Origin of the sequence: Methylophaga muralis (genome assembly GCF_001720165.1) — a bacterium.
GTDB lineage: Bacteria > Pseudomonadota > Gammaproteobacteria > Nitrosococcales > Methylophagaceae > Methylophaga > Methylophaga muralis.
This window is the reverse complement of sequence record NZ_MCRI01000003.1, coordinates 100,084-119,627: the sequence shown is the minus strand read 5'-3', so window position 1 is coordinate 119,627 and position 19,544 is coordinate 100,084. Positions and strand designations below refer to the sequence as shown.

Annotated in this window: 18 protein-coding genes; 4 read left to right on the top strand and 14 right to left on the bottom strand. The window is 45.0% G+C overall.

All coding sequences use genetic code 11. The features are described 5' to 3' along the window. The first annotated feature begins 28 nt into the window (after nucleotides 1-28). The 4 genes from A9E74_RS03055 to A9E74_RS03040 all read left to right on the top strand — a co-directional run bounded on the left by A9E74_RS03055 (nucleotide 29) and on the right by A9E74_RS03040 (nucleotide 5,038). A complete protein-coding gene (locus A9E74_RS03055) occupies nucleotides 29-475 on the top strand; it encodes an RDD family protein (RefSeq protein ID WP_069295175.1) in 447 nt (148 codons plus the stop codon). Between the two features lie 73 nt (nucleotides 476-548). Continuing rightward, nucleotides 549-977 (top strand): substrate-binding domain-containing protein, encoded by a 429-nt coding sequence (locus A9E74_RS03050; RefSeq protein ID WP_069295174.1) that lies wholly within the window; start codon nucleotides 549-551, stop codon nucleotides 975-977. Then, nucleotides 974-2,221 carry a TonB-dependent receptor gene (locus tag A9E74_RS03045; protein ID WP_245652023.1) on the top strand — a complete coding sequence of 416 codons (1,248 nt, stop codon included), beginning with the start codon at nucleotides 974-976 and terminating at the stop codon, nucleotides 2,219-2,221. The genes A9E74_RS03050 and A9E74_RS03045 overlap by 4 nt, the downstream gene beginning before the upstream one ends. 6 nt (nucleotides 2,222-2,227) lie before the next feature. Beyond that, nucleotides 2,228-5,038: a bifunctional diguanylate cyclase/phosphodiesterase gene (locus A9E74_RS03040; RefSeq protein ID WP_069295173.1), complete on the top strand. Its 2,811-nt coding sequence runs from the start codon at nucleotides 2,228-2,230 to the stop codon at nucleotides 5,036-5,038. On the opposite strand, the gene A9E74_RS03035 is transcribed toward A9E74_RS03040, so the two are convergent. From A9E74_RS03035 to speA, 14 genes are all read right to left on the bottom strand, one after another. Next, the gene (locus A9E74_RS03035) at nucleotides 5,035-5,214 is read right to left on the bottom strand and encodes a DUF2835 family protein (RefSeq protein ID WP_069295172.1); all 180 of its coding nucleotides are present in this window, start codon (nucleotides 5,212-5,214) and stop codon (nucleotides 5,035-5,037) included. The two genes, A9E74_RS03040 and A9E74_RS03035, sit on opposite strands and share 4 nt — an antisense overlap. A gap of 25 nt (nucleotides 5,215-5,239) precedes the next feature. Next, nucleotides 5,240-5,677 carry an HIT domain-containing protein gene (locus A9E74_RS03030; RefSeq protein WP_069295171.1) on the bottom strand — a complete coding sequence of 146 codons (438 nt, stop codon included), beginning with the start codon at nucleotides 5,675-5,677 and terminating at the stop codon, nucleotides 5,240-5,242. Beyond that, nucleotides 5,677-8,328 carry an aminopeptidase N gene (pepN, locus tag A9E74_RS03025; protein WP_069295170.1) on the bottom strand — a complete coding sequence of 884 codons (2,652 nt, stop codon included), beginning with the start codon at nucleotides 8,326-8,328 and terminating at the stop codon, nucleotides 5,677-5,679. Before pepN ends, A9E74_RS03030 begins: the two co-directional genes overlap by 1 nt. A gap of 4 nt (nucleotides 8,329-8,332) precedes the next feature. Further along, nucleotides 8,333-8,650, bottom strand: a complete 318-nt coding sequence (locus A9E74_RS03020; protein WP_069295169.1) for a YqfO family protein — start codon at nucleotides 8,648-8,650, stop codon at nucleotides 8,333-8,335. 3 nt (nucleotides 8,651-8,653) lie between these two features. Beyond that, nucleotides 8,654-9,685 (bottom strand): WD40 repeat domain-containing protein, encoded by a 1,032-nt coding sequence (locus tag A9E74_RS03015; protein WP_069295168.1) that lies wholly within the window; start codon nucleotides 9,683-9,685, stop codon nucleotides 8,654-8,656. A 13-nt stretch (nucleotides 9,686-9,698) separates the two neighbouring features. Next, nucleotides 9,699-10,265 (bottom strand): dCTP deaminase, encoded by a 567-nt coding sequence (gene dcd, locus A9E74_RS03010; protein ID WP_069295167.1) that lies wholly within the window; start codon nucleotides 10,263-10,265, stop codon nucleotides 9,699-9,701. 41 nt (nucleotides 10,266-10,306) lie between these two features. Beyond that, nucleotides 10,307-11,389 (bottom strand): iron-sulfur cluster carrier protein ApbC, encoded by a 1,083-nt coding sequence (gene apbC, locus A9E74_RS03005; RefSeq protein WP_069295166.1) that lies wholly within the window; start codon nucleotides 11,387-11,389, stop codon nucleotides 10,307-10,309. A gap of 138 nt (nucleotides 11,390-11,527) precedes the next feature. Beyond that, entirely contained in the window at nucleotides 11,528-12,412 is an 885-nt protein-coding gene (locus A9E74_RS03000) for a carbon-nitrogen hydrolase family protein (protein ID WP_069295165.1), read from the bottom strand. Between the two features lie 114 nt (nucleotides 12,413-12,526). Then, nucleotides 12,527-13,114 carry a GNAT family N-acetyltransferase gene (locus tag A9E74_RS02995; RefSeq protein ID WP_069295164.1) on the bottom strand — a complete coding sequence of 196 codons (588 nt, stop codon included), beginning with the start codon at nucleotides 13,112-13,114 and terminating at the stop codon, nucleotides 12,527-12,529. An 84-nt stretch (nucleotides 13,115-13,198) separates the two neighbouring features. Further along, complete coding sequence (locus A9E74_RS02990; protein ID WP_069295163.1) at nucleotides 13,199-13,606, bottom strand: ketosteroid isomerase-related protein; 408 nt, start codon at nucleotides 13,604-13,606, stop codon at nucleotides 13,199-13,201. A gap of 347 nt (nucleotides 13,607-13,953) precedes the next feature. Next, nucleotides 13,954-14,835: an agmatinase gene (speB, locus tag A9E74_RS02985; protein ID WP_069295162.1), complete on the bottom strand. Its 882-nt coding sequence runs from the start codon at nucleotides 14,833-14,835 to the stop codon at nucleotides 13,954-13,956. Then, the gene (gene nspC, locus A9E74_RS02980) at nucleotides 14,832-15,998 is read right to left on the bottom strand and encodes a carboxynorspermidine decarboxylase (protein WP_069295161.1); all 1,167 of its coding nucleotides are present in this window, start codon (nucleotides 15,996-15,998) and stop codon (nucleotides 14,832-14,834) included. The genes speB and nspC overlap by 4 nt, the downstream gene beginning before the upstream one ends. Nucleotides 15,999-16,343: 345 nt before the next feature. Then, entirely contained in the window at nucleotides 16,344-17,543 is a 1,200-nt protein-coding gene (locus A9E74_RS02975; RefSeq protein WP_069295160.1) for a saccharopine dehydrogenase family protein, read from the bottom strand. Nucleotides 17,544-17,567: 24 nt separating this feature from the next. Continuing rightward, on the bottom strand, nucleotides 17,568-19,517 hold the full coding sequence (gene speA, locus A9E74_RS02970; RefSeq protein WP_069295159.1) for a biosynthetic arginine decarboxylase: 1,950 nt from the start codon (nucleotides 19,515-19,517) through the stop codon (nucleotides 17,568-17,570). Nucleotides 19,518-19,544: the final 27 nt, after the last annotated feature.

The window sequence follows — 19,544 nt, the reverse complement described above, 5'->3', positions numbered from 1 at the left end:
ATTCGCCCAATAAAATTGAGCCTTTGTTATGACCAAAAACTTATCTGTAAACCGTAAACCCGGCCCATTCAGACTGCTGGGAGTAATGCTTTATGACATTATGCTGCTGGTTTCAGTGCTTATGGTTGCCGCAGCGTTAGCAGTCGCCTTTAATGGCGGCGAAGCTATCGGTGCAAACAACCCATTCTTTTTTATCTATCTTATCGGTGTGGCTTTTGTTTTTTACGGCTGGTTTTGGACGCATGGCGGACAAACTCTGGGAATGCGTGCCTGGCGAATCTATCTTATCAGCGGCAACAATACCGGCATTAGCTGGCAACAAGCTTTCCTACGTTTCGTGGTCGGCATATTTTCATGGTTACCACTGGGGTTGGGATATTGGTGGCTGTGGTTAAGCCCCGATAAACTCAGCTGGCATGATATTGCATCCGGCAGCTATCTTATTTACAGTCCTAAACAAAACACATCGAAATGACCTTATTTCTGTTTTCTTTTTAGCAAGCACACGTTAGTATCAGCCATGCTTGGATAAAGGATAGGTCGAAGCTATGACACAGATTCGTATGATAAAAATTTCGCTGGTCATAGTGCTAATGGCGTTTGCACCATTTATCAAAGCTGAAACCGTTATTGTCCATCCCACGCTTAACGATCTCCACTTAACCAAAACCACTCTCCGCGCTATCTTCGCGATGCGCATCCCGCAATGGCCTGACGGCACTCCTGTCAATGTTTTTGTCCTTGATGATGAACATCCCTTACATATGCAGTTCTGCAAATCGCTGTTAGGCATGTTTCCTTATCAGCTCCGACGTATATGGGATCAGCAAGCCTTTTCCGGAACAGGTGTTCGCCCTAATCGTGTCAGTAGTGAAGCGGAAATGCGCCAGAGAATAGCCAATACGCCTGGAGCAATCGGCTATATCAGCGATGCTGAGATAGATGCTACGGTCACCGCATTGGGAGCGCCATCATGAAGGCATTGCTATGGTTAATTGCCTCCGGCTTCGTATGGCCTGCTTTTGCCGAGACAGCAAACACCTCAAATACTAGGCTTCATTGGAATGGCTTTGCCTCACAAGCCTTTGTTCATACTTCTGACAATCGCTTCTTTGGTGATAGTGATAATGGCAGTTTTGATTTTACCGAAATTGGTTTGAATGGTAGTTATTTGCTCTCTCCCCGACTACGTTTGGCAGGTCAAGTCCTATCACGTCGCGCAGGCGATTTATATTCCGGTTCACCACAGGTAGATTATGCTTTGCTGGATGCAACGCTCTTCTCTTCAGCGCAAAGTACCTTTGGCATGTACTTGGGCCGGATTAAAAATCCTATTGGTTTGTATAACGAAACCCGTGATGTCGCCCATACCCGTGAAGGTATTTTTCTGCCACAAGCCATTTATTTCGATAAAGTTCGAAACCTGACGGTATCGTCAGATGGGTTACACCTCTACGGACGACTGTATCGTGATAGCGGAACATGGTCATTACAAGGCGGTATTGGCTATCCGATTGTCGATAAAAACTTTGAATATGCCTACATGGGGCAGGATTGGGACGGCAAAATACGTAGCAATGATTTAGCGGCTTTTGGAAGATTACTTTACGAGCACAACGGTGGCCGTTGGATTTATGCCTTTACCGGCGCCAGTGTTCGTACTGATTTTCGTGCCAGCGGTGCTGACACAGTTGCTTTCCCAGCCGGTCCGGGATTAAATTCAGGAAATATAGATATTGATTACAGTGTGTTTTCTGCACAATTTAATGGCGAAAAATGGCAGTTCACCACCGAAGTGGCCTTTCAGGCCGCGCGATATCGCAATATCAGTGCTGCATTTGAGGCGCAGGATTTCAATTCGATTGGTTACTACTCGCAGTTAAGTTATAACTTTACCTCTAGATGGCAAGGATTTGTGCGTTATGAAGAGTTTCAGTTGAATCACGATGATTGGAACGCCAGTAATAGAGCCCGACAAAACCGTGAAGAAAGTGCTTTTCTGGCCAATTTCGGAATTGATCGTTCGCCGATACCCGCTCATGCCTATTACAGCAAAATCTGGGCTTTTGGTGGTCATTGGGATGTCACACCACAATGGCGAGTCCGAGCGGAATATCAGATCGTTGAAGGAACGGCCACCCTGTCACCGCGAGAAAATGATATGAGCCAAACTGACAAGCATTGGAATTTGTTTGCGCTCTCCCTTTCCTACCACTTCTAAATATCCATGAATCAAGCTGACAACCCATCACGTTTTTTCAGCCTGAAATGGAAATTCGCATTACTGTTTGGTGGTTTGCTGATTATTCTCAACATTAGTTTCCCGCTGATGATTTATTGGGATATGCAGCATAAATTCGGTTTTGTACGCGAGCAAATCCAACAACAATATCACCAGTATCTGGATGGTCAGCTGGAATCATCTAAAAGTGAATTGCAGCGTCTTGCTGAATTTGTGTTGATTCCTGCCAACGATAACCCCACCGCCTCTGAGTTACTTGATCTGATTAATCGTGAGCAAAGTGAACTGGAATTGGGCTGGAATGTCAGTGTGGCTCATGTCTATCGGCGTGATGGAAAATTCCTGGGCGGTTGGGGGTTGGATGTTCCAGAGTTCGTTAGCCAATATGCGATTCAAACAGCTGAAAATGAGACCAGTTACAGTCAGGTCGATTGCCGATATCAATGTCGTCAATATTTGCTGCTTCCTGTTCTAAGTCAGGATCAAACTGAATATGTGCTGTTATTAGGCTATGACATCAGTCAAATATTGTTGGCATTTTCCAGCAAAACTGGTGCCGATCTGGCCATTCTTTCCTCTTATGCCAGTGATGATCAAACAGAAGATCGTTACCTGCCAAGTTGGGAAAAGTACGTTCATGGACTCAGCCATTTTCAACAAAATATCAATTATTTACGACAGTTTGGTGAGATTCATCAACATGATTTTCATCATATGCAAAATCATGTTATGCGGCCAGCGGGACTGCCTATCGAGTTTCATATGATTCGTCCGCAAGGCAGCGAAGATGTGCTGTTTGTCATCATGGAAAATATTAGCGAACAGCAAGAGGAGCTTCATCAATCTTTAATACGCAACATCCTGTTTGCTGTACTGAGTTTTCTATTATTGGGCAGCTCGTTGGTGTTATTTATTTCCTCCCCTTTACGCCGCCTCTCCCAAGTTTCAAAAGCGTTGCCATTACTGGCAAAACAACAGTATCAGCTTGTTCGCCAGTCCGTTTCCCCGCCACCACATCATCAGTCAACCGATGAACTGGACCTGCTTGAAACGGCAACAGTCTCACTCACTACTCAGCTGGAACAACTTCACATTTCTGTAGAAAAACAGACATTCGCCCTGCAACAGGAACGAGATTTTGTTAAAAACCTGATTAATACAGCACAATTAATTATCATCACGCTCGACCAGCAATGTCGTATTACCTCTTTCAATCAATACGCTGAACGAATTACCGGCATATCGGCCAATGAAATTATTAATAAGCCGATACAAGGTTTTTTCTCACCAGAAGAATGGCCGCATATCTATCAGGCACTCACGGACATTAAAGAAAAGCGTTCCAGTGTCCAACAAATGGAAGCTGACTTCATTCACCGTAAAGATAATGTTCGCGTTATTTCCTGGATGCATTCAAGCCTTAATGTTCAGAACAATGATTCCGTGATTTTGTCTGTCGGCGTTGATATTACCGAGAAAAAACATAATGAAGATCAAATTCTGTGGATGGCCGAGCATGATGCCTTAACGGGTTTATACAATCGCTTTAAATTTAATGTCGAGTTCGAACGCATATTGCTTCATGCAGAAAAAGTAGGCAGCAAGGGCGTATTACTGGTGCTGGATCTGGATCAGTTCAAGGACTTAAATGACAGCTGTGGCCATAATATCGGTGATCAATTGCTTAAACGGGTCGCTCAGGTACTGAGTAAAGTGACCCGCTCTACCGATCTGGTAGCAAGACTTGGAGGAGACGAATTCGCCATTCTCCTGCCACAGACTGATTTGAAGGGTGCCGAGCAGTTTTGCAAAAAAATTGCCGTACAGCTGGCTGAATTAAACTTTATCTATCAGCACATTAGCTACCATATTTCATCAAGTATGGGGCTGGTTAAATTTCCACTGGCTGGACAAGGAATTGATGCACTTTTAAGCAATGCTGATCTAGCGATGTATCAAGCCAAGGCAAAAGGTAAAAATACCTGGCATACATTCAACATCGACGATAAAACACGCAGTCATCTGCAAAATCGAATTCTTTGGAAACAAAAAATCATCGATGCACTGGCTGAAAAAAACCAACGCTTTATATTTCACTATCAACCTATTCTTGATTTGACTACCAATAAGGTCAGTCATTACGAGGCGTTGCTGCGACTTGAGGATGCTGATGGTACTTTGCATATGCCTGGCAGCTTTATTGAAGTTGCCGAACAAACAGGTTTGATTCATCAAATAGATCATCATGTTTTGAAAATGGGTGTACACAAGCAAGCTGAGTTTGATCAGCTGCCTACCCCAATTTCACTGTCATTAAATTTATCGGCGCATGCCACTTCGGATCCTGAGTTATTGCCACGCTTAAAGCGCTTACTTCGAGAAACTGGTGCCAAACCAGGCAACCTGATTTTTGAACTTACAGAAACTGCGGCGGTGGCGGATTATGGTCAAGCCAAAACAATGATGTTGAAAATTAATAAACTCGGCTGCCAGTTTTCATTGGATGATTTCGGTACCGGTTTTGCCTCGTTCCGTTATATGCGAGAGTTGCCAGTGGCCATTGTTAAAATTGATGGCGCATTCATCCGCCATATTTGTGATAACCCGGATGATCGTTTGTTTGTAAAAGCTTTGGTGGATGTTGCCAAGGGTATGGGCAAAAAGACTATTGCCGAATTTGTTGAAGATGAAGCTATTGTGACAATGTTGAAAACCATCGGCGTCGATTACGCACAGGGTTATCATATCGGTCGTCCAAAACCGGCTTTATTGGACGATGCAAATCTTTCGGATTAATCGCCTAAACGCTCCAGATTAAGCAATTTATGTTTATCATCAAAACGAATCCGGAATCGTCCATGAATACCGTTTTGTGTAATAAAACGCCTAACATGTAAAGCCGGAAACTGTAATGACTGTCCGGTATCCGTTCTGGCAACAACGGCAGAGGCTTCGCCGCGATAATAGCGCATTGCCTCTTCCCTATCGACATTAAGTCTAAACGTTAAGACTTTGTCCACTAATGAGAAATCCTCTAAACATCTCACTTAAGTTACGCAGCATAAGCTGTTTATCCGACTCACTATAGGGCTCGGCAGTGCCCTGCCCCCAAATTGGTTTTGGCCAAACTGCATCGGTTTTAAAGCGCGCTACATGATGCACATGTAATTGAGGAACCACATTACCCAGCGCCGCCAGATTCATTTTGTCTGCCTTGGTCAGCTGCATCAATTTTTCGGCAACCAGGGCAGATTCCTGCCACAGCATTTGTTGCTCCTGCATATGTAAATCGTAGACTTCGCTGACGTCCAATCGACGCGGTACCAGAATCACCCATGGAAATCGCGCGTCATTCATCAATAACAGCCGACACAGCGGCAAGTCTCCGACTACAAACGTATCTGCCTCAAGTTGAGCATGCAGTTGAAATTTCATCAGTCCGCCAGATATTTATTAACGATCTCATAAACATCAGACGAGAGATCCTGCTGTTGCGCAATGCTTTGTAAGGCTTCCCGCATCATTTGCTGACGTTTTTCATCATATCGACGCCATGAATTAAATGCCCCTAACTGTCTTGATGCCACTTGTGGATTGAGTTTGTCCAAAACCAGAATCTGTTCGGCCAGAAAACGATAGCCACTGCCATCTTTTGCGTGGAATAACGCAGGGTTATTACGACAGAATTGCCCAATCAATGCCCTGACATTATTCGGGTTTTTAATACTGAATGCCGGATGCTTCATCAAACCTTTAATGCGTATCAATGTATCAGGCAAGCTCGATAGCGCCTGCACCGTCAACCACTTATCAACTACCTGACGGTCATGTTGCCATTGTTCATAAAATGCCCGTAAGGCGTGCTCACGTTCGATTCCAGCTTGGTCAACCATCAACCTTAAGCCCGCAAGGGTATCGGTCATGTTATCGGCTTGTTTCATCTGCTTCAGACAACGCTGCGTCTGCATCGGATCGTTAGTTGCCATCAGATACCCCAGGCAAACATTTTTCAGGCTACGTCGTCCCATATGCTCAGAGTTAAACTGATAAGCCACGTTTGGCAGATTATGTTGTTGGTACAACGCATCAAATTGCGCTTTCAACTGCATTGCCAAGCTATCTTTTACAAACTTACGCACATGATGGATGGCATCGACATCGGCAACCTTCATCTGCGCTGCCAGATAATTCTCAGAAGGCAATGTCAGCATGCGCGCAACCAATGCCGGATCGGCAGCTTTATCTTGCAACACGGCAGCACACTGCTTTACCAGGATCTCGGGCAGTTGTAAGGCAGTGTTCTGTTGATAATCTGCAATTAACGACAGCATGATTTGAATAAACAAACTTTGACCTGCATCCCAGCGGTTAAAGCTGTCTTTCTCATTGGCCATTAAGAACGCGAGTTCTTCATTATCACGTTCAATCAGCAATTTAACCGGCGCTGAAAATCCACGAAGTAATGAAACAATCGGCTTCTGCTCTACGCCGATGAAGCGGAATGTCTGTTCTGATTCGTTTAACTCTAATACGCGAGTGTCTTTATCATAGGGTTGAGCTTCATCAATCAATTGCAATGGCAAACTATTGCCTGCAGAGTCCAATAGTCCCATGGCAACCGGAATTAAGAACGGTTGCTTTTCAGTCTGGCCAGGCGTTGCTGGGCATGATTGCTGCAGGGTTAAGGTAAATATTTTCTTTATGGCATCATAATTATAAAAAGCTGTAATGACGGGTGTTCCCGCCTGGGTATACCAACGTTTGAACTGCGTCAGATCATAGTGATTGGCTTCTTCCATGGCTTTAACAAAATCATCGGTGGTCACCGCCTGACCATCATGCCGGTCGAAGTATAAATCGGTGCCTTTACGAAAACCTTCATCGCCCAACAGGGTTTTGATCATGCGAACAACTTCGGCGCCTTTCTCGTAAATAGTGACGGTATAAAAGTTACTAATCTCAATATAGCTATCAGGACGCACAGGATGCGCCATCGGTCCGGCATCTTCAGCAAACTGCAAGCTGCGTAACTGATCCACATCATCAATTCGTTGCACGGCTGCAGAGTTCAAATCAGCACTGAATGATTGATCACGCATTACCGTGAAGCCTTCTTTCAGGCTAAGCTGGAACCAATCACGGCAAGTCACTCGATTGCCGGACCAGTTATGGAAATATTCGTGTCCGACGATACTTTGGATCGTATAAAAATCGTTATCCGTCGCTGTCTGCGGGCTGGCCAAAACACAAGCGGCATTGAAGATATTCAACCCCTTGTTTTCCATTGCGCCCATATTGAAATCATTGACCGCTACAATCATGAAGACATCCAGATCGTATTCACGACCATAGGCTTCTTCATCCCAACGCATGGATTGTTTTAATGACATCAAAGCGTGATCACACTTATCGTGATTTTCTTTATCCACATAAATCTGCAGAGTCACGTCACGGCCACTAATGGTTGTGAAGCTATCCTGTTGCATATATAAATCGCCAGCAACCAGAGCAAACAAATAACAAGGCTTCGGATGGGGATCATGCCAGCGAACCCAATGACGTCCATCTTCCAGTTCACCCTGCTCTTGCAAGTTACCGTTAGATAATAGAATCGGCCATTGCTGTTTATCAGCAGTAATGGTCACGGTAAACACCGCCATCACATCCGGGCGATCCGGATAATAGGTAATCCGCCGAAAACCTTCAGCTTCACATTGGGTGCAAACTAAAGTACCTGAGTGGTAAAGCCCTTCCAGTGCGGTGTTTTGATCCGGATGAATTTCGGTGACAATCTCCAACTGAAATTTTTCCGGCAATTGCGGCAAAATCAATTGTGTATTGGAACGTTGAAATTCTGCAGCGGTTAACAATCGACCATCTAACTTGATACTGACCAGCTGAAGATGTTCTCCATTCAACACACAGTCTTCACCTGGTCCTTTAGGATTGCGTCGCATATTGAGAATGCTGGTAACTTGAGTGGTTGACGCATCCAAATCAAAATGTAAATCAACATTGTCGACCAGATAGGATGGAACCGTATAATCCGCGAGACGAATCGTTTGTGGAGACGCAGGTGCGTTCATTAAATTAAAAATCCTCTTGATTTACTAGCCAGTACTGATAAGCAGGCTCTTCGTATGGATGGGCAAGTTTCAAAGCTGAGACAGCAGCTTTGATAGTGTCGTTCGTACAGATTGTTTCAACGCGATATTCATTGACCTGCTCTATTTTTCCGCTTTCGCCGATAAATGGCTGGCTGCCAGATAAAGGACGGAACTGACCAGTGCCCAACGTTTCCCAACTGCAAAACTCATAGCCATCAAATTGACCGGCGCCCGCATTAAAAATGGCTTCTTTGACTAATTCTTTATGGCTTTCCGGAACAAAAAACACCAGTTTGTACATATTTTACCTCCACTGCCATTGCTGCGCTTCACCTGTACCGGCAATGCTTAAAACCGCACTGTCGTTAGCAACAAAAGACACCGCTTGGATAACCATGCCGGGATTAAGTGGATTTTGTCTGGTTACTTTCCAGCAACGTAGTTTATCGCCCTGAGGCAGTTGCCAGACGCAGAGGCGTTCTGCTGCATGACCGGTAACTAATAACATGCCATCCTGAGAAAAGTTAACGGCTGTCGTCGTTGTGGTAAATACTGGAAAATCCGGTATCGGCATTGATTTCGGCCAGGCTGAACTGCGTAATTGTGATTGTTGGCTGCCATCGGCTAACGACCAGAGATAGGAATGATCATTGTCTGCAGCCGTGAAAACAAATCGGCTTTGGGGATCGAACTTCACCAGATTCACATTATTACCATGCACCCAATTCTGTAGTTGTTCGCCATTTTGCAAATCCCATAAGCGAGCCGTGCGATCGTCACCACCGGTTAATGCTGTTTTTCCATCTGGTGAGATTGCCACCGTGTTAATCGGATGTTTCACCGGGGAATCTACCGCTGCACCATCATGTTCAAACACATGGCGCACCTGATTGGCAGTGATATCAAAATACACCGCCGTACTGTCAGCTAACGCTAATAGTAGAAATCGTCCATCAGGCGATATATCTAGTGATTTGATTCGTAATGGAAAGGTTAAGCGGTTTTCAGGCATACCGCTTTGCGTGTTCCATAACATGACGGTATCGAACTCAACAGTTGCAGCAACCGGACTGGATTTGGCTAATGCCACTGAGGTACTGCGAACCGTTTCTTGCTGTTGGCTTTGCCAACTGTATTTGACCTGATTATTCTGCAGATTCCAAAGTCTGGCCGCTGCATCTACATCGGCCGATAACAGAAACTGTCCATCAGCTGAAAAGGTCGCGGCATAACTGCCATCGCTGTGTTGCCATTGATAAGTTTGTTGAGGCTGACCTTCACAACCGCTAAGCAATAGCAGCAGCCCCGGTAAAATGAATCTGCTGATGCTTTGCACGGTCAAGCCTCTATCAGGATTTCGGTAAAGTCACGCCCTGCTGACCCTGGTATTTACCAGCTCTGTCAGCATACGAGGTCTCACAGACTTCATCAGATTCAAAGAACAACATTTGCGCCACACCTTCATTAGCGTAAATTTTTGCAGGTAACGGCGTGGTATTGGAAAATTCCAAGGTTACCTGACCTTCCCATTCAGGCTCTAACGGCGTGACATTCACAATAATGCCGCATCTGGCATAAGTGGATTTACCCAAACAGACCGTCAACACGTTGCGGGGAATTTTGAACGATTCAATTGTACGGGCCAAAGCAAATGAATTCGGCGGAATAATGCAAACGTCAGAAGTGATATCCACAAAACTGCTGGCATCAAAATTTTTCGGATCAACAATCGCTGAATTGATATTGGTAAAGATTTTAAACTCAGTGGAACAGCGTACATCATAGCCATAGCTGGATGTACCATAGGAAATAATGCGCTGTCCTTCACGTTCACGAACCTGACCTGGCTCGAACGGCGAGATCATGCCGTGCTGTTCTGCCATACGGCGGATCCATTTATCTGATTTTATGCTCATAGTCCGTCAGTTAAGCTCAAAAGATGTTGATGATAGCCTGATTAATCGTTCTTGATAACTATATTCGGGAAGGCAGCCGCATAATTTTTACCCTGCATCGCCAGATTAGCAGCAATCCGTCGAGCTATTCCACGATACGCCATCGCGATATCGCCATCCGGATCTTTTACTACCGTCGGCTGACCATTGTCGGCATCTTCACGGATATGAATATCTAAAGGCAAACTGCCCAGCATATTCACGCCATATTGATCAGCCATTGACTGCCCGCCACCCGCACCGAAGATATGCTCTTCATGACCACATTGGCTGCAGATATGTGTGCTCATGTTTTCAATGACACCTAATACCGGAACCTTCACTTTTTCAAACATTTTTAATGCCTTACGGGCATCAAGCAATGAAATATCCTGTGGAGTTGTCACGATAACAGCACCACTCACTGGGACTTTTTGCGACAAGGTCAACTGAATATCGCCAGTACCAGGTGGTAAATCGATAACCAGATAATCCAGTTCTTTCCAGTTGGTGTCGCCCAGCATTTGCTGCAAAGCCTGAGTGACCATTGGGCCACGCCAGATCATCGGCTCTTCTTCATCGATTAAAAAACCAATCGACATGCTTTGAATGCCATAGCTTTCAATTGGCTCGATTGATTTGCCATCAATGGATTCAGGACGTTGCGTGGTGCCAAGCATACGCGGCTGGCTTGGACCATAGATATCAGCATCCAGAATACCTACTGTGGCGCCTTCAGCTGCCAAAGCCAATGCCAGATTGACTGAAGTAGTCGATTTACCTACCCCACCTTTACCAGAAGCTACTGCAATAATATTTTTAACATTTTCCAGTGCTGGAACGCCCTGCTGCACTTTATGTTTAACAATTTTAGTAGTGATGTTAACGCTGACATTGGTTGCGCCATCGGCTTCGATTAATTGTTTGAGGTTTTGGGCCAGTTCAGCCGCATAACCTTTGACTGGATAGCCCAGCACAACATCAACCTGGGTCTGATTATCGTCCTGCAAAACCTTGACCGTGGCGCGAGTATCGCCGAACGTGATCAGCGTTGAGGGATCCTGATAATTTTTGACGATTTCCTCAATTTGCGCGGGGCTAGTCATGCATGACTCCTGTAATTTTTTAAAGCAAGATAGACCGAGCATTTTATACTCTGCCGGAAACCCTTGCATCCACACAGGTTGCAGGGCTATTGACTGCTACAAATAAAAACACCGCCATAACAGCGGTGTGTAAAGTGCTTAGCGAGTTTGGTCAGGTCCAGATAATTTGTGTTGCAGCGGCCAGTCACGGTAATTAAATACCTGTCCTTCCTGACGTACGCGGGCGATTTCCGCTAAATCCAGATCAGCACACACCCAACCCGGCTTATCTGCGACACCTTCAATCAATATACCGTTATCCGGAAAACCATAATCAACCGGGGTATAAATGCTGGCACGACCAGTATTTACATCAACGGCTTCCGACCAGCGTGCTTCACCAAATGTTGGCGATTGCACGACATAGCATTGATTTTCCAACGCACGTGCCTGACAACCAATCCGTACTCGGTGAAAACCAGCCTGTGTGTCAGTACAACTTGGTGCCAGAATCAAATCTGCGCCAGCATTTACCTGCTGATAGGCAATCATCGGGAATTCACTGTCATAACAAATGTTGATGCCGATTCGACCCACATCGGTATCCAGCACTTTGATCTGCTGACCGGGATGAATTAACCATTGCTCATTTTCAAAGCGCGTCATGATCAATTTATCCTGAAAACCAATCAGGCCATCTGGGCCATACAGGTTGGCACGATTACGGAAAGTGCCATCTTCCTGTAGCACAGGAAACGTGCTGGCCAACATCATCACATCATATTGTTTACTGAGCTGATGATGCAGATCCTGCCAGTCAGCATACACATCCTGCATCGAATGCAATTGCTTGCCGAGATCTTTATACACTGCTTCGCCAAATAACGAGGCCAGTTCCATGCTGCCATATTCAGGAAACACCAGCAGTTTGGCTTTTTCTTCGACAGCCTCAGCTACCCACTGCGTCAATTTATCAGTGAATTGTGACCAGTCTTTGAAAAAACCGATATCGTACTGTGCTGCAGCGACTTTAACTTTGCTCATTTACACCAAACTCGGGAAATCGTTAATGGGACATTAAATATTGGGCATTTCAGCCTTATTTCAATGCCAAACAGTTTATTTGTAACAGCTTATCTGCTGCATTGCAGATAAGCTCTAGAGTTTCTTCATCCAGAAAGTCATTGGTTTGGGTGATTCATGCTCTTCATCCAGTTCTTTCCAGCTGAAAGTGGTGTGAAGTTCAGGGTGTTTCTCGTAGCCACGCTTACGCCAGAAATTATCCAACGGTCTGAATCCTGCTGGACGACGGGGATGATCGTCAGGGCGTTGTACACCGCAAAAACAGCTGTACTCATATCCACCTAACTCACGGGCATGCTGTTCACGATGATCAAAGAACGCTACGCCAGCGCCCTGCCCTCGATATTGCGACAACAAAACCGACTCACCACAATAAAACACGCTATCGACATCAATGCCCGCTTTGATAAACGGTGCTTTGACTTCATCCGTTTCATATTTCAGTGGAATACCAGTCGATGCGCCGACCACCTTATCACCATCAAACGCTAAAACAATCACACTGTCAGGCGCTTCAATATAAGTTTGCAGGTAGCGAGCTTCGTAATCTGGATCCCCATCATAGAGATAAGGAAAATCACGGAAAACCTGAATACGTAATTTGGCCAGTTCCGGGATAAACTGATTCAGGGCTTCGCCTGATAAACGTTTCAACTCCAGCATAGTTATTTCAATCCGTGCAATGGAAAGGCATATAAAAAAGCCAGACTGGAAAATACATTCCAGACTGGCTGATTGTGCTGCAGTTTAACCGACGACTTGTTTAACCCAGTCTTCCAGGTTGTAGTAGTTAGTGATGCGAGCCACTTTGCCATCACGAATCACAAAAAACGCCCCGGCTGGCAGGTTGTATTTTTGGCCGTTAGCTTCTGGCAAACCTTCATCGGTGCTCAGGTATTCACCTAATACAGTGAACTCCACGGCAGCGCGATCGCCTGCTTCATTGCTGGTGATGGAAATATCAACGATTTGTTCTTTGTAATGTGCATTCATGCGATCCATAAATGCAGAGAATTTTTCTTTACCAACCTCACGACCACCTTGGTTTACGTCATGAATAACATCATCAGTCAGCATATTCAAAAACGCATCCATATCCTGACGGTTGAACGCATCGTAGTAGTTTTGCAGCAATGTAATTGTAGCTTGGCTCATGTCGCAGACCCCAGAGAGTAAAAAAACCGCGAATTTTAACGTGTAAACGCTTCAAAGAAAAGCAGAAACTACTAATTAACCACAGAGACACAGAGGGCACGGAGGTTTTAAAGTTATCCCCAGATTACGCCGATTTTCACAGATTATTTTTGTCGGGTTACGCTACGCTAACCCTACCTACATCATTTATCACACGACATCTTCAAAGTTTGTTCAACCTGTAATCACACCAATAGATTTTTTACCTGAAATATTAATCTGTGAAAATCGGCGTAATCTGCGGATCTATTTTTCTTTTGTCTCTGTGCGCTCTGTGTCTCTGTGGTTAATTTTTTTAACCGCAAAAATCATTGGCGACTACGAGCAGTGATCCCCATCAACTTATAGGTCAGCATTGATGCTGCGAAGTCATAAGCATGGAAACCTTCAATTGGTGCAAATTCCATTACATCAAAACCAATAATTTCACGTTGTTTGGCGACAGATTCAAACAAGTTCAAAGTTTGATACCAACTCAAGCCACCGGGTACTGGTGTGCCGGTTGATGGAAACACACTGGGATCCATGCCATCAATATCGACTGTAAAAAACACTTTTTGCGGAAAATCATCGGGCAAGGTAATGCTGTTAATGTTATTCGGGACCAGTTCATCGGCATCCTGGTAATACACACCAAACTCTTCACGCACCTGCATTTCTTCTTCACAAAACGCACGAATCCCCAGTTGGTATAACGGAATACCCATATCCACTGCGCGTTTCATTACCGAGGCATGGCTCAAAATATCGCCTTCATACGCATGACGCAGATCGGCGTGGGCATCGATCTGCACAATACCGAAGTCATCAATTCCGGCATCTTTTAAACCTTTGATGACGCCGTAAGTCACGGTATGTTCACCACCTAACACCACAGGAATACCACCGTTACGGATGATTTCAGCGGTAGCATTGGCAATGTTATCAATCACCTGTTGTGAACTGACGCTGCAATCGACTGGCGGGCAGGTATAGATGCCCAAATCGCATGGATTGCTTTTACCATCCCATTTTTCCAGCTGCCACGAAGCATTCAAGATCGTTGATGGTCCATTTGCTGTACCACCACCATAGGAAACTGATTTTTCATAGGGCACAGGTAATACATGAAACATCGCCTGCTTTGGATCAGCCTGGTCAATCTCGGATCCCAGGAAAATCGGAAATTCTTCGTTCAATTCAGCAGTCATGACAGTCGCTCTTTAAAATCGCTGTAGCCAAAGCTTTTGACTACACGTAATTCATCGGTTTCGGAATTCCAGATAGCCAGTGACGGTAATTTGGTGCCATTAAACGTCGTGGTTTTAACCATGGTGTAATGACTCATATCTTCAAATACCAGCCGTTGACCAATTTCCAGTGGCTTATCAAAGCTGTAATCGCCAATCACATCACCGGCCAGACAGGTTAAACCGCCCAATCGATAGGTATGTGATTTCTCATCTGGCAATCCTGAATCAGTAATATCTGGACGATATGGCATTTCCAAGGTATCAGGCATATGACAGGTGGCAGAGGTATCGAGAATGGCCTGATCCAGATGATTCCAAGTGATATCCAGCACTTCACAGCTTAAAATACCGGTACCGATTGCTACCGCCTCGCCCGGTTCCAGATAAACTTCGACCTGATGCTGTTGTTTAAAATCTTGAATCATTTCAATAAGACCGTCGATATTATAGCCATCGGCCGTAATATGATGGCCACCACCAAAGTTCACCCACTGCATTTGTGGCAAAAGATGGCCAAACTTGGCCTCCATGGCTGCAACAGTCCGTTGCAATGGTTCAAAACCTTGCTCGCATAGGGTATGAAAATGCAGACCAGAGATCCCCTCCAAAGCAGTTTCATCTAATTGCGATAACGGAATGCCTAAACGTGAACCGGGCGCACACGGATCATAAATTGGCACCGCACCCTCTGAATGTTCAGGGTTGATACGTAAACCAAAATGCAGATCCGGACGTTGCTTTTGCGCTGCAAGACATTGCTCACGAAACCGCAGCCATTGGCCGCAGGAATTAAACACAATGTGGTGAGCAAAAGTCAGCAGTTCATCGATATCCTGCTGGCTGAAAGCTGCAGCAAATACATGCACTTCGCCACCGTATTCTTCAAAACCAAGCCGCGCTTCATGCAGCCCACTGGCACAGGTGCCGTTCAGATATTTGGCCGTCAACGGTGCTAAAGACCACATTGAAAATGCTTTAAGAGCAGCCAAAACTTTTGCACCACTGGCGGTTTGCAGATGATTCAAAATGCGTAAATTACGCTCAACCGCAACCTCGTCGACCACAAAACACGGCGACGGCAATCGAGATAAATCAAGCTTGGTAAAATCAGTAAATTGCATTATTTTCAAATACCTGAAAATGATAGTTAATTTATATTGTTAACGCTTATTAACCACAGAGACACGGAGCACAGAGAAAAAAATAAATCATCCGCAGATTACGCAGATTATTTTTGACGGGTTACGCTACGCTCACACGAACTACGTTTTTTAAACAATGTAGGTTGGGTTGAATTTATGAAACCCAACAAGACCCAGAAGAATAGATGATGTTGGGTTTTGCAAGCTCAACCCAACCTACATTCATATTAAAATTAAAAAACTGCGTCCATCTGCGTAATCTGCGGATAAAAAACTCTGTGCCCTCAGTGTCTCTGTGGTTAGCTTTTTCTTACTTTATAAAGGTCAACCGTCGAGATTGAAATCATCCAGTTCAATCACTTCCCAAGGCAGTCCGTATTTATTCATATCTTCCATAAACGGATCCGGATCAAACTGCTCAATGTTCCAGACGCCCGGTTTTTTCCACTTGCCTTCCAACATCATCTTGGCACCAATCATCGCCGGTACACCGGTGGTATAGGAAATCGCCTGAGATTGAACTTCAGCGTAGCAATCCTGATGGTCTTTGATTTGGTAGAGATAAACAATTTTCTGTTTACCATCTTTAACGCCTTTCACTACACAACCGATACAGGTTTTACCTTTAGTGCGTGGTCCAAGCGTTGAAGGATCAGGTAACAATGCTTTCAGAAACTGAATAGGCACAATCTGTTGACCGTTATAGTCAATTGGGTCAATACCAGTCATGCCGACATTACCCAGTACTTCCAGGTGTTTCAGATAGCTTTCACCAAAACTCATCCAGAACTGGGCACGCTTCAAAGTAGGGAAATTTACTACCAGTGATTCCAACTCTTCGTGGTACATACGGTAAATGTTGTAATTCCCGACTTCTTCTGGGCAGGTAAAGCTGGCTTTTTTCGACATGGCTGGCGTAGTGACGAACTCACCATTTTCCCAATGACGGCATTCTGCCGTAACTTCACGGATATTGATTTCTGGATTGAAGTTGGTGGCAAACGGATAACCGTGATCGCCACCATTGACGTCAATAATATCCAGCTCATGGATTTCATCGAAATAATGTTTGGCAAGATAGGCGGTAAATACGTTGGTGGCACCTGGATCAAAACCGCTGCCAAGCAAAGCCATCAAACCGGCATTTTCGAATTTTTCACGATAAGCCCACTGCCAGCTGTATTCAAACTTGGCGGTATCTAAAGGTTCGTAGTTGGCTGTATCCAGATAATCCACACCAGCAGCCAAGCAGGCATCCATGATGTGCAAGTCCTGATATGGCAATGCCACGTTGATAACCAGATCCGGTTTTTCTTTTTCCAGTAATGCGGTCAACTCAGGCACATTATCCGCATCAACCTGGGCAGTGCGAATTGGTCGATCCAGCTGGGCAGCAATCGCCTTACATTTATCTTCATTTCGGCTGGCCAGAATAATTTCTGAAAACACTTCCGGTAACTGTGCACATTTATGGGTAACGACGCCGCCAACACCACCGGCGCCAATAATGATCACTTTTGACATAGAGCTGAGTCCTTAAACCTGAGATTATCTTTCAAAGAAGGTATAGCCATTCATGCTGTCGCTGAAGGCACGTAACATTTGTTGACGCATGGGTACGGAAATTTTGCCATCCCGAACGGCTTGCTCAGCCAGTTTGCGGAATTGTTCCTGCATCACTTTCGGGTCGTATTCCACATAGCTGAGTACGTCGGCAATGCTGTCGCCATGAAACTCACGCACAAAGTTAAAGCTGCCATCTTCGCTAATGTGCACGCTGACCACGTTGGTATCACCAAACAGATTATGCAAATCGCCTAATGTTTCCTGATAGGCCCCCACCAGAAATACGCTTAGATAATATTCCTCACCCTCTTTAAGCGGATGCAGCGGCAAGGTTTTACAGATGCCATCTTCATAAGAAAACGAATCAATTTTGCCGTCACAATCACAGGTCATATCAGCGATTACGGCAGAGCGAGTCGGTTTTTCATTTAAACGATGAATCGGCATGATCGGGAAGATCTGATCAATCGCCCAGATATCTGGTAACGATTGAAACAAACTGAAATTGCCGTAATAAATATCTGACAGTAATTCCGGCAGGCTTTCTAATTCAGCCGAGACCCGGCGAGCCTGAGGCAATAATTCGGAGATTTTTTCCAGAATAGCGAGTGATACGTTTTCAGCTAAAGCACGTTCACGTAATGTCGCCTGACCATGGTGGAATAACTCGCGTAATTCATCCCGGTAATAAATGGCGTCGTTGTAACATTCTTGCAGATTCTGCACCGTAACATTGCCCAGCACCGCATAAAGATTGAACAACATATCGTGGCTGTCTTCCGGTGCTTGATCAGGTATCGCACCGGGTTTATGGTCACGCACTTCAAGCACATTGAAAAGCAGCATCGAAGAATAAGCAATTAATGCACGCCCTGATTCAGTAATAAGTACTGGATGGGCGATATCTAGAGGATCCAGACATTCTTGCAAAGCTTCAATAATGTTGTAGCAATACTCATCCAGCCCATAGTTCATACTGTGCGTGCTATTTGAGTGGGCACCCTCGTAGTCAACTGCCAAACCACCACCGAGGTCCATATAGCCCATCGGTGCGCCTTCTTCGATAAGGCCAGTATAGAAACGACAGGCTTCCATCACGCCGCTACGAATATTACGGATATTGGGGATTTGTGAACCCAGATGACTGTGTAATAACTGCAAACAATGCAACATATCGGCTTTTTTAAGCTGTTCAACCACTTCCAGCAACGCATTAGTCGACAAACCAAAGATCGAACGGTCACCGCTGTCACCATTCCAGTGACCTTCAACCGTCGAGGCCAGACGAATACGTACACCAATTAATGGATCAATTCCTAAGGCCTTGCTGCGTTCTAAAATAGTGAATAATTCAGTGGCGGTTTCCAATACAAAAAAGCATGGAATTCCCATTTGGCGGGCATACAGACCTAAATCTATAAATTCTTCGTCTTTGTAACCATTGCAGATAATCAGGCTGTCATGATCACGCAGCTGAGAGATCGCAATAATCAGTTCAGCTTTACTGCCCGCTTCCAGACCATGATGGTAACGACGTCCGTAATCGGCAATTTCTTCGATAACGTGACATTGCTGATTTACTTTGATCGGGAACACGCCGCGATAATGATTTTTGTAACCAGCGGTTTCGATAGCCCGGGCAAATGCCTCGTTTAACTGTGTTATACGCAGATCCAAAAGGTTTTCGATGCGTAATACTGCGGGCATATCTAGACCACGTTCTTTCATGCCATTAACAATATCGATTAATGGTACATGAACGGTCTTTTCACCAAATTGCAAACTGACAACCGCATTGCCCTCGGCGGAAATATCAAAATAATCCGCACCCCAATCACGCACACCATAGAGCTTACTGCTCTGTTGCGCACTCCATTCTTCTGGCGCATTTTCAGGTGTGTTGATATCAAGGTTGGCTTGGGCTTGTGTCATCAGTATGACCCCCTTTGGCTTCAGTTA

Bases quoted from the DNA above. Each gene is read 5' to 3' on its own strand.
- A9E74_RS03030 (WP_069295171.1), bottom strand. From the start codon at position 5,677: ATGAAATTTCAACTGCATGCTCAACTTGAGGCAGATACGTTTGTAGTC.
- A9E74_RS03045 (WP_245652023.1), top strand. From the start codon at position 974: ATGAAGGCATTGCTATGGTTAATTGCCTCCGGCTTCGTATGGCCTGCT.
- A9E74_RS03020 (WP_069295169.1), bottom strand. From the start codon at position 8,650: ATGTACAAACTGGTGTTTTTTGTTCCGGAAAGCCATAAAGAATTAGTC.
- nspC (WP_069295161.1), bottom strand. From the start codon at position 15,998: ATGCAATTTACTGATTTTACCAAGCTTGATTTATCTCGATTGCCGTCG.
- speB (WP_069295162.1), bottom strand. From the start codon at position 14,835: ATGACTGCTGAATTGAACGAAGAATTTCCGATTTTCCTGGGATCCGAG.
- A9E74_RS03035 (WP_069295172.1), bottom strand. From the start codon at position 5,214: ATGCGCTATTATCGCGGCGAAGCCTCTGCCGTTGTTGCCAGAACGGAT.
- A9E74_RS03055 (WP_069295175.1), top strand. From the start codon at position 29: ATGACCAAAAACTTATCTGTAAACCGTAAACCCGGCCCATTCAGACTG.
- A9E74_RS03050 (WP_069295174.1), top strand. From the start codon at position 549: ATGACACAGATTCGTATGATAAAAATTTCGCTGGTCATAGTGCTAATG.
- apbC (WP_069295166.1), bottom strand. From the start codon at position 11,389: ATGACTAGCCCCGCGCAAATTGAGGAAATCGTCAAAAATTATCAGGAT.
- pepN (WP_069295170.1), bottom strand. From the start codon at position 8,328: ATGAACGCACCTGCGTCTCCACAAACGATTCGTCTCGCGGATTATACG.
- A9E74_RS02975 (WP_069295160.1), bottom strand. From the start codon at position 17,543: ATGTCAAAAGTGATCATTATTGGCGCCGGTGGTGTTGGCGGCGTCGTT.
- speA (WP_069295159.1), bottom strand. From the start codon at position 19,517: ATGACACAAGCCCAAGCCAACCTTGATATCAACACACCTGAAAATGCG.
- dcd (WP_069295167.1), bottom strand. From the start codon at position 10,265: ATGAGCATAAAATCAGATAAATGGATCCGCCGTATGGCAGAACAGCAC.
- A9E74_RS03040 (WP_069295173.1), top strand. From the start codon at position 2,228: ATGAATCAAGCTGACAACCCATCACGTTTTTTCAGCCTGAAATGGAAA.
- A9E74_RS02995 (WP_069295164.1), bottom strand. From the start codon at position 13,114: ATGCTGGAGTTGAAACGTTTATCAGGCGAAGCCCTGAATCAGTTTATC.
- A9E74_RS02990 (WP_069295163.1), bottom strand. From the start codon at position 13,606: ATGAGCCAAGCTACAATTACATTGCTGCAAAACTACTACGATGCGTTC.
- A9E74_RS03000 (WP_069295165.1), bottom strand. From the start codon at position 12,412: ATGAGCAAAGTTAAAGTCGCTGCAGCACAGTACGATATCGGTTTTTTC.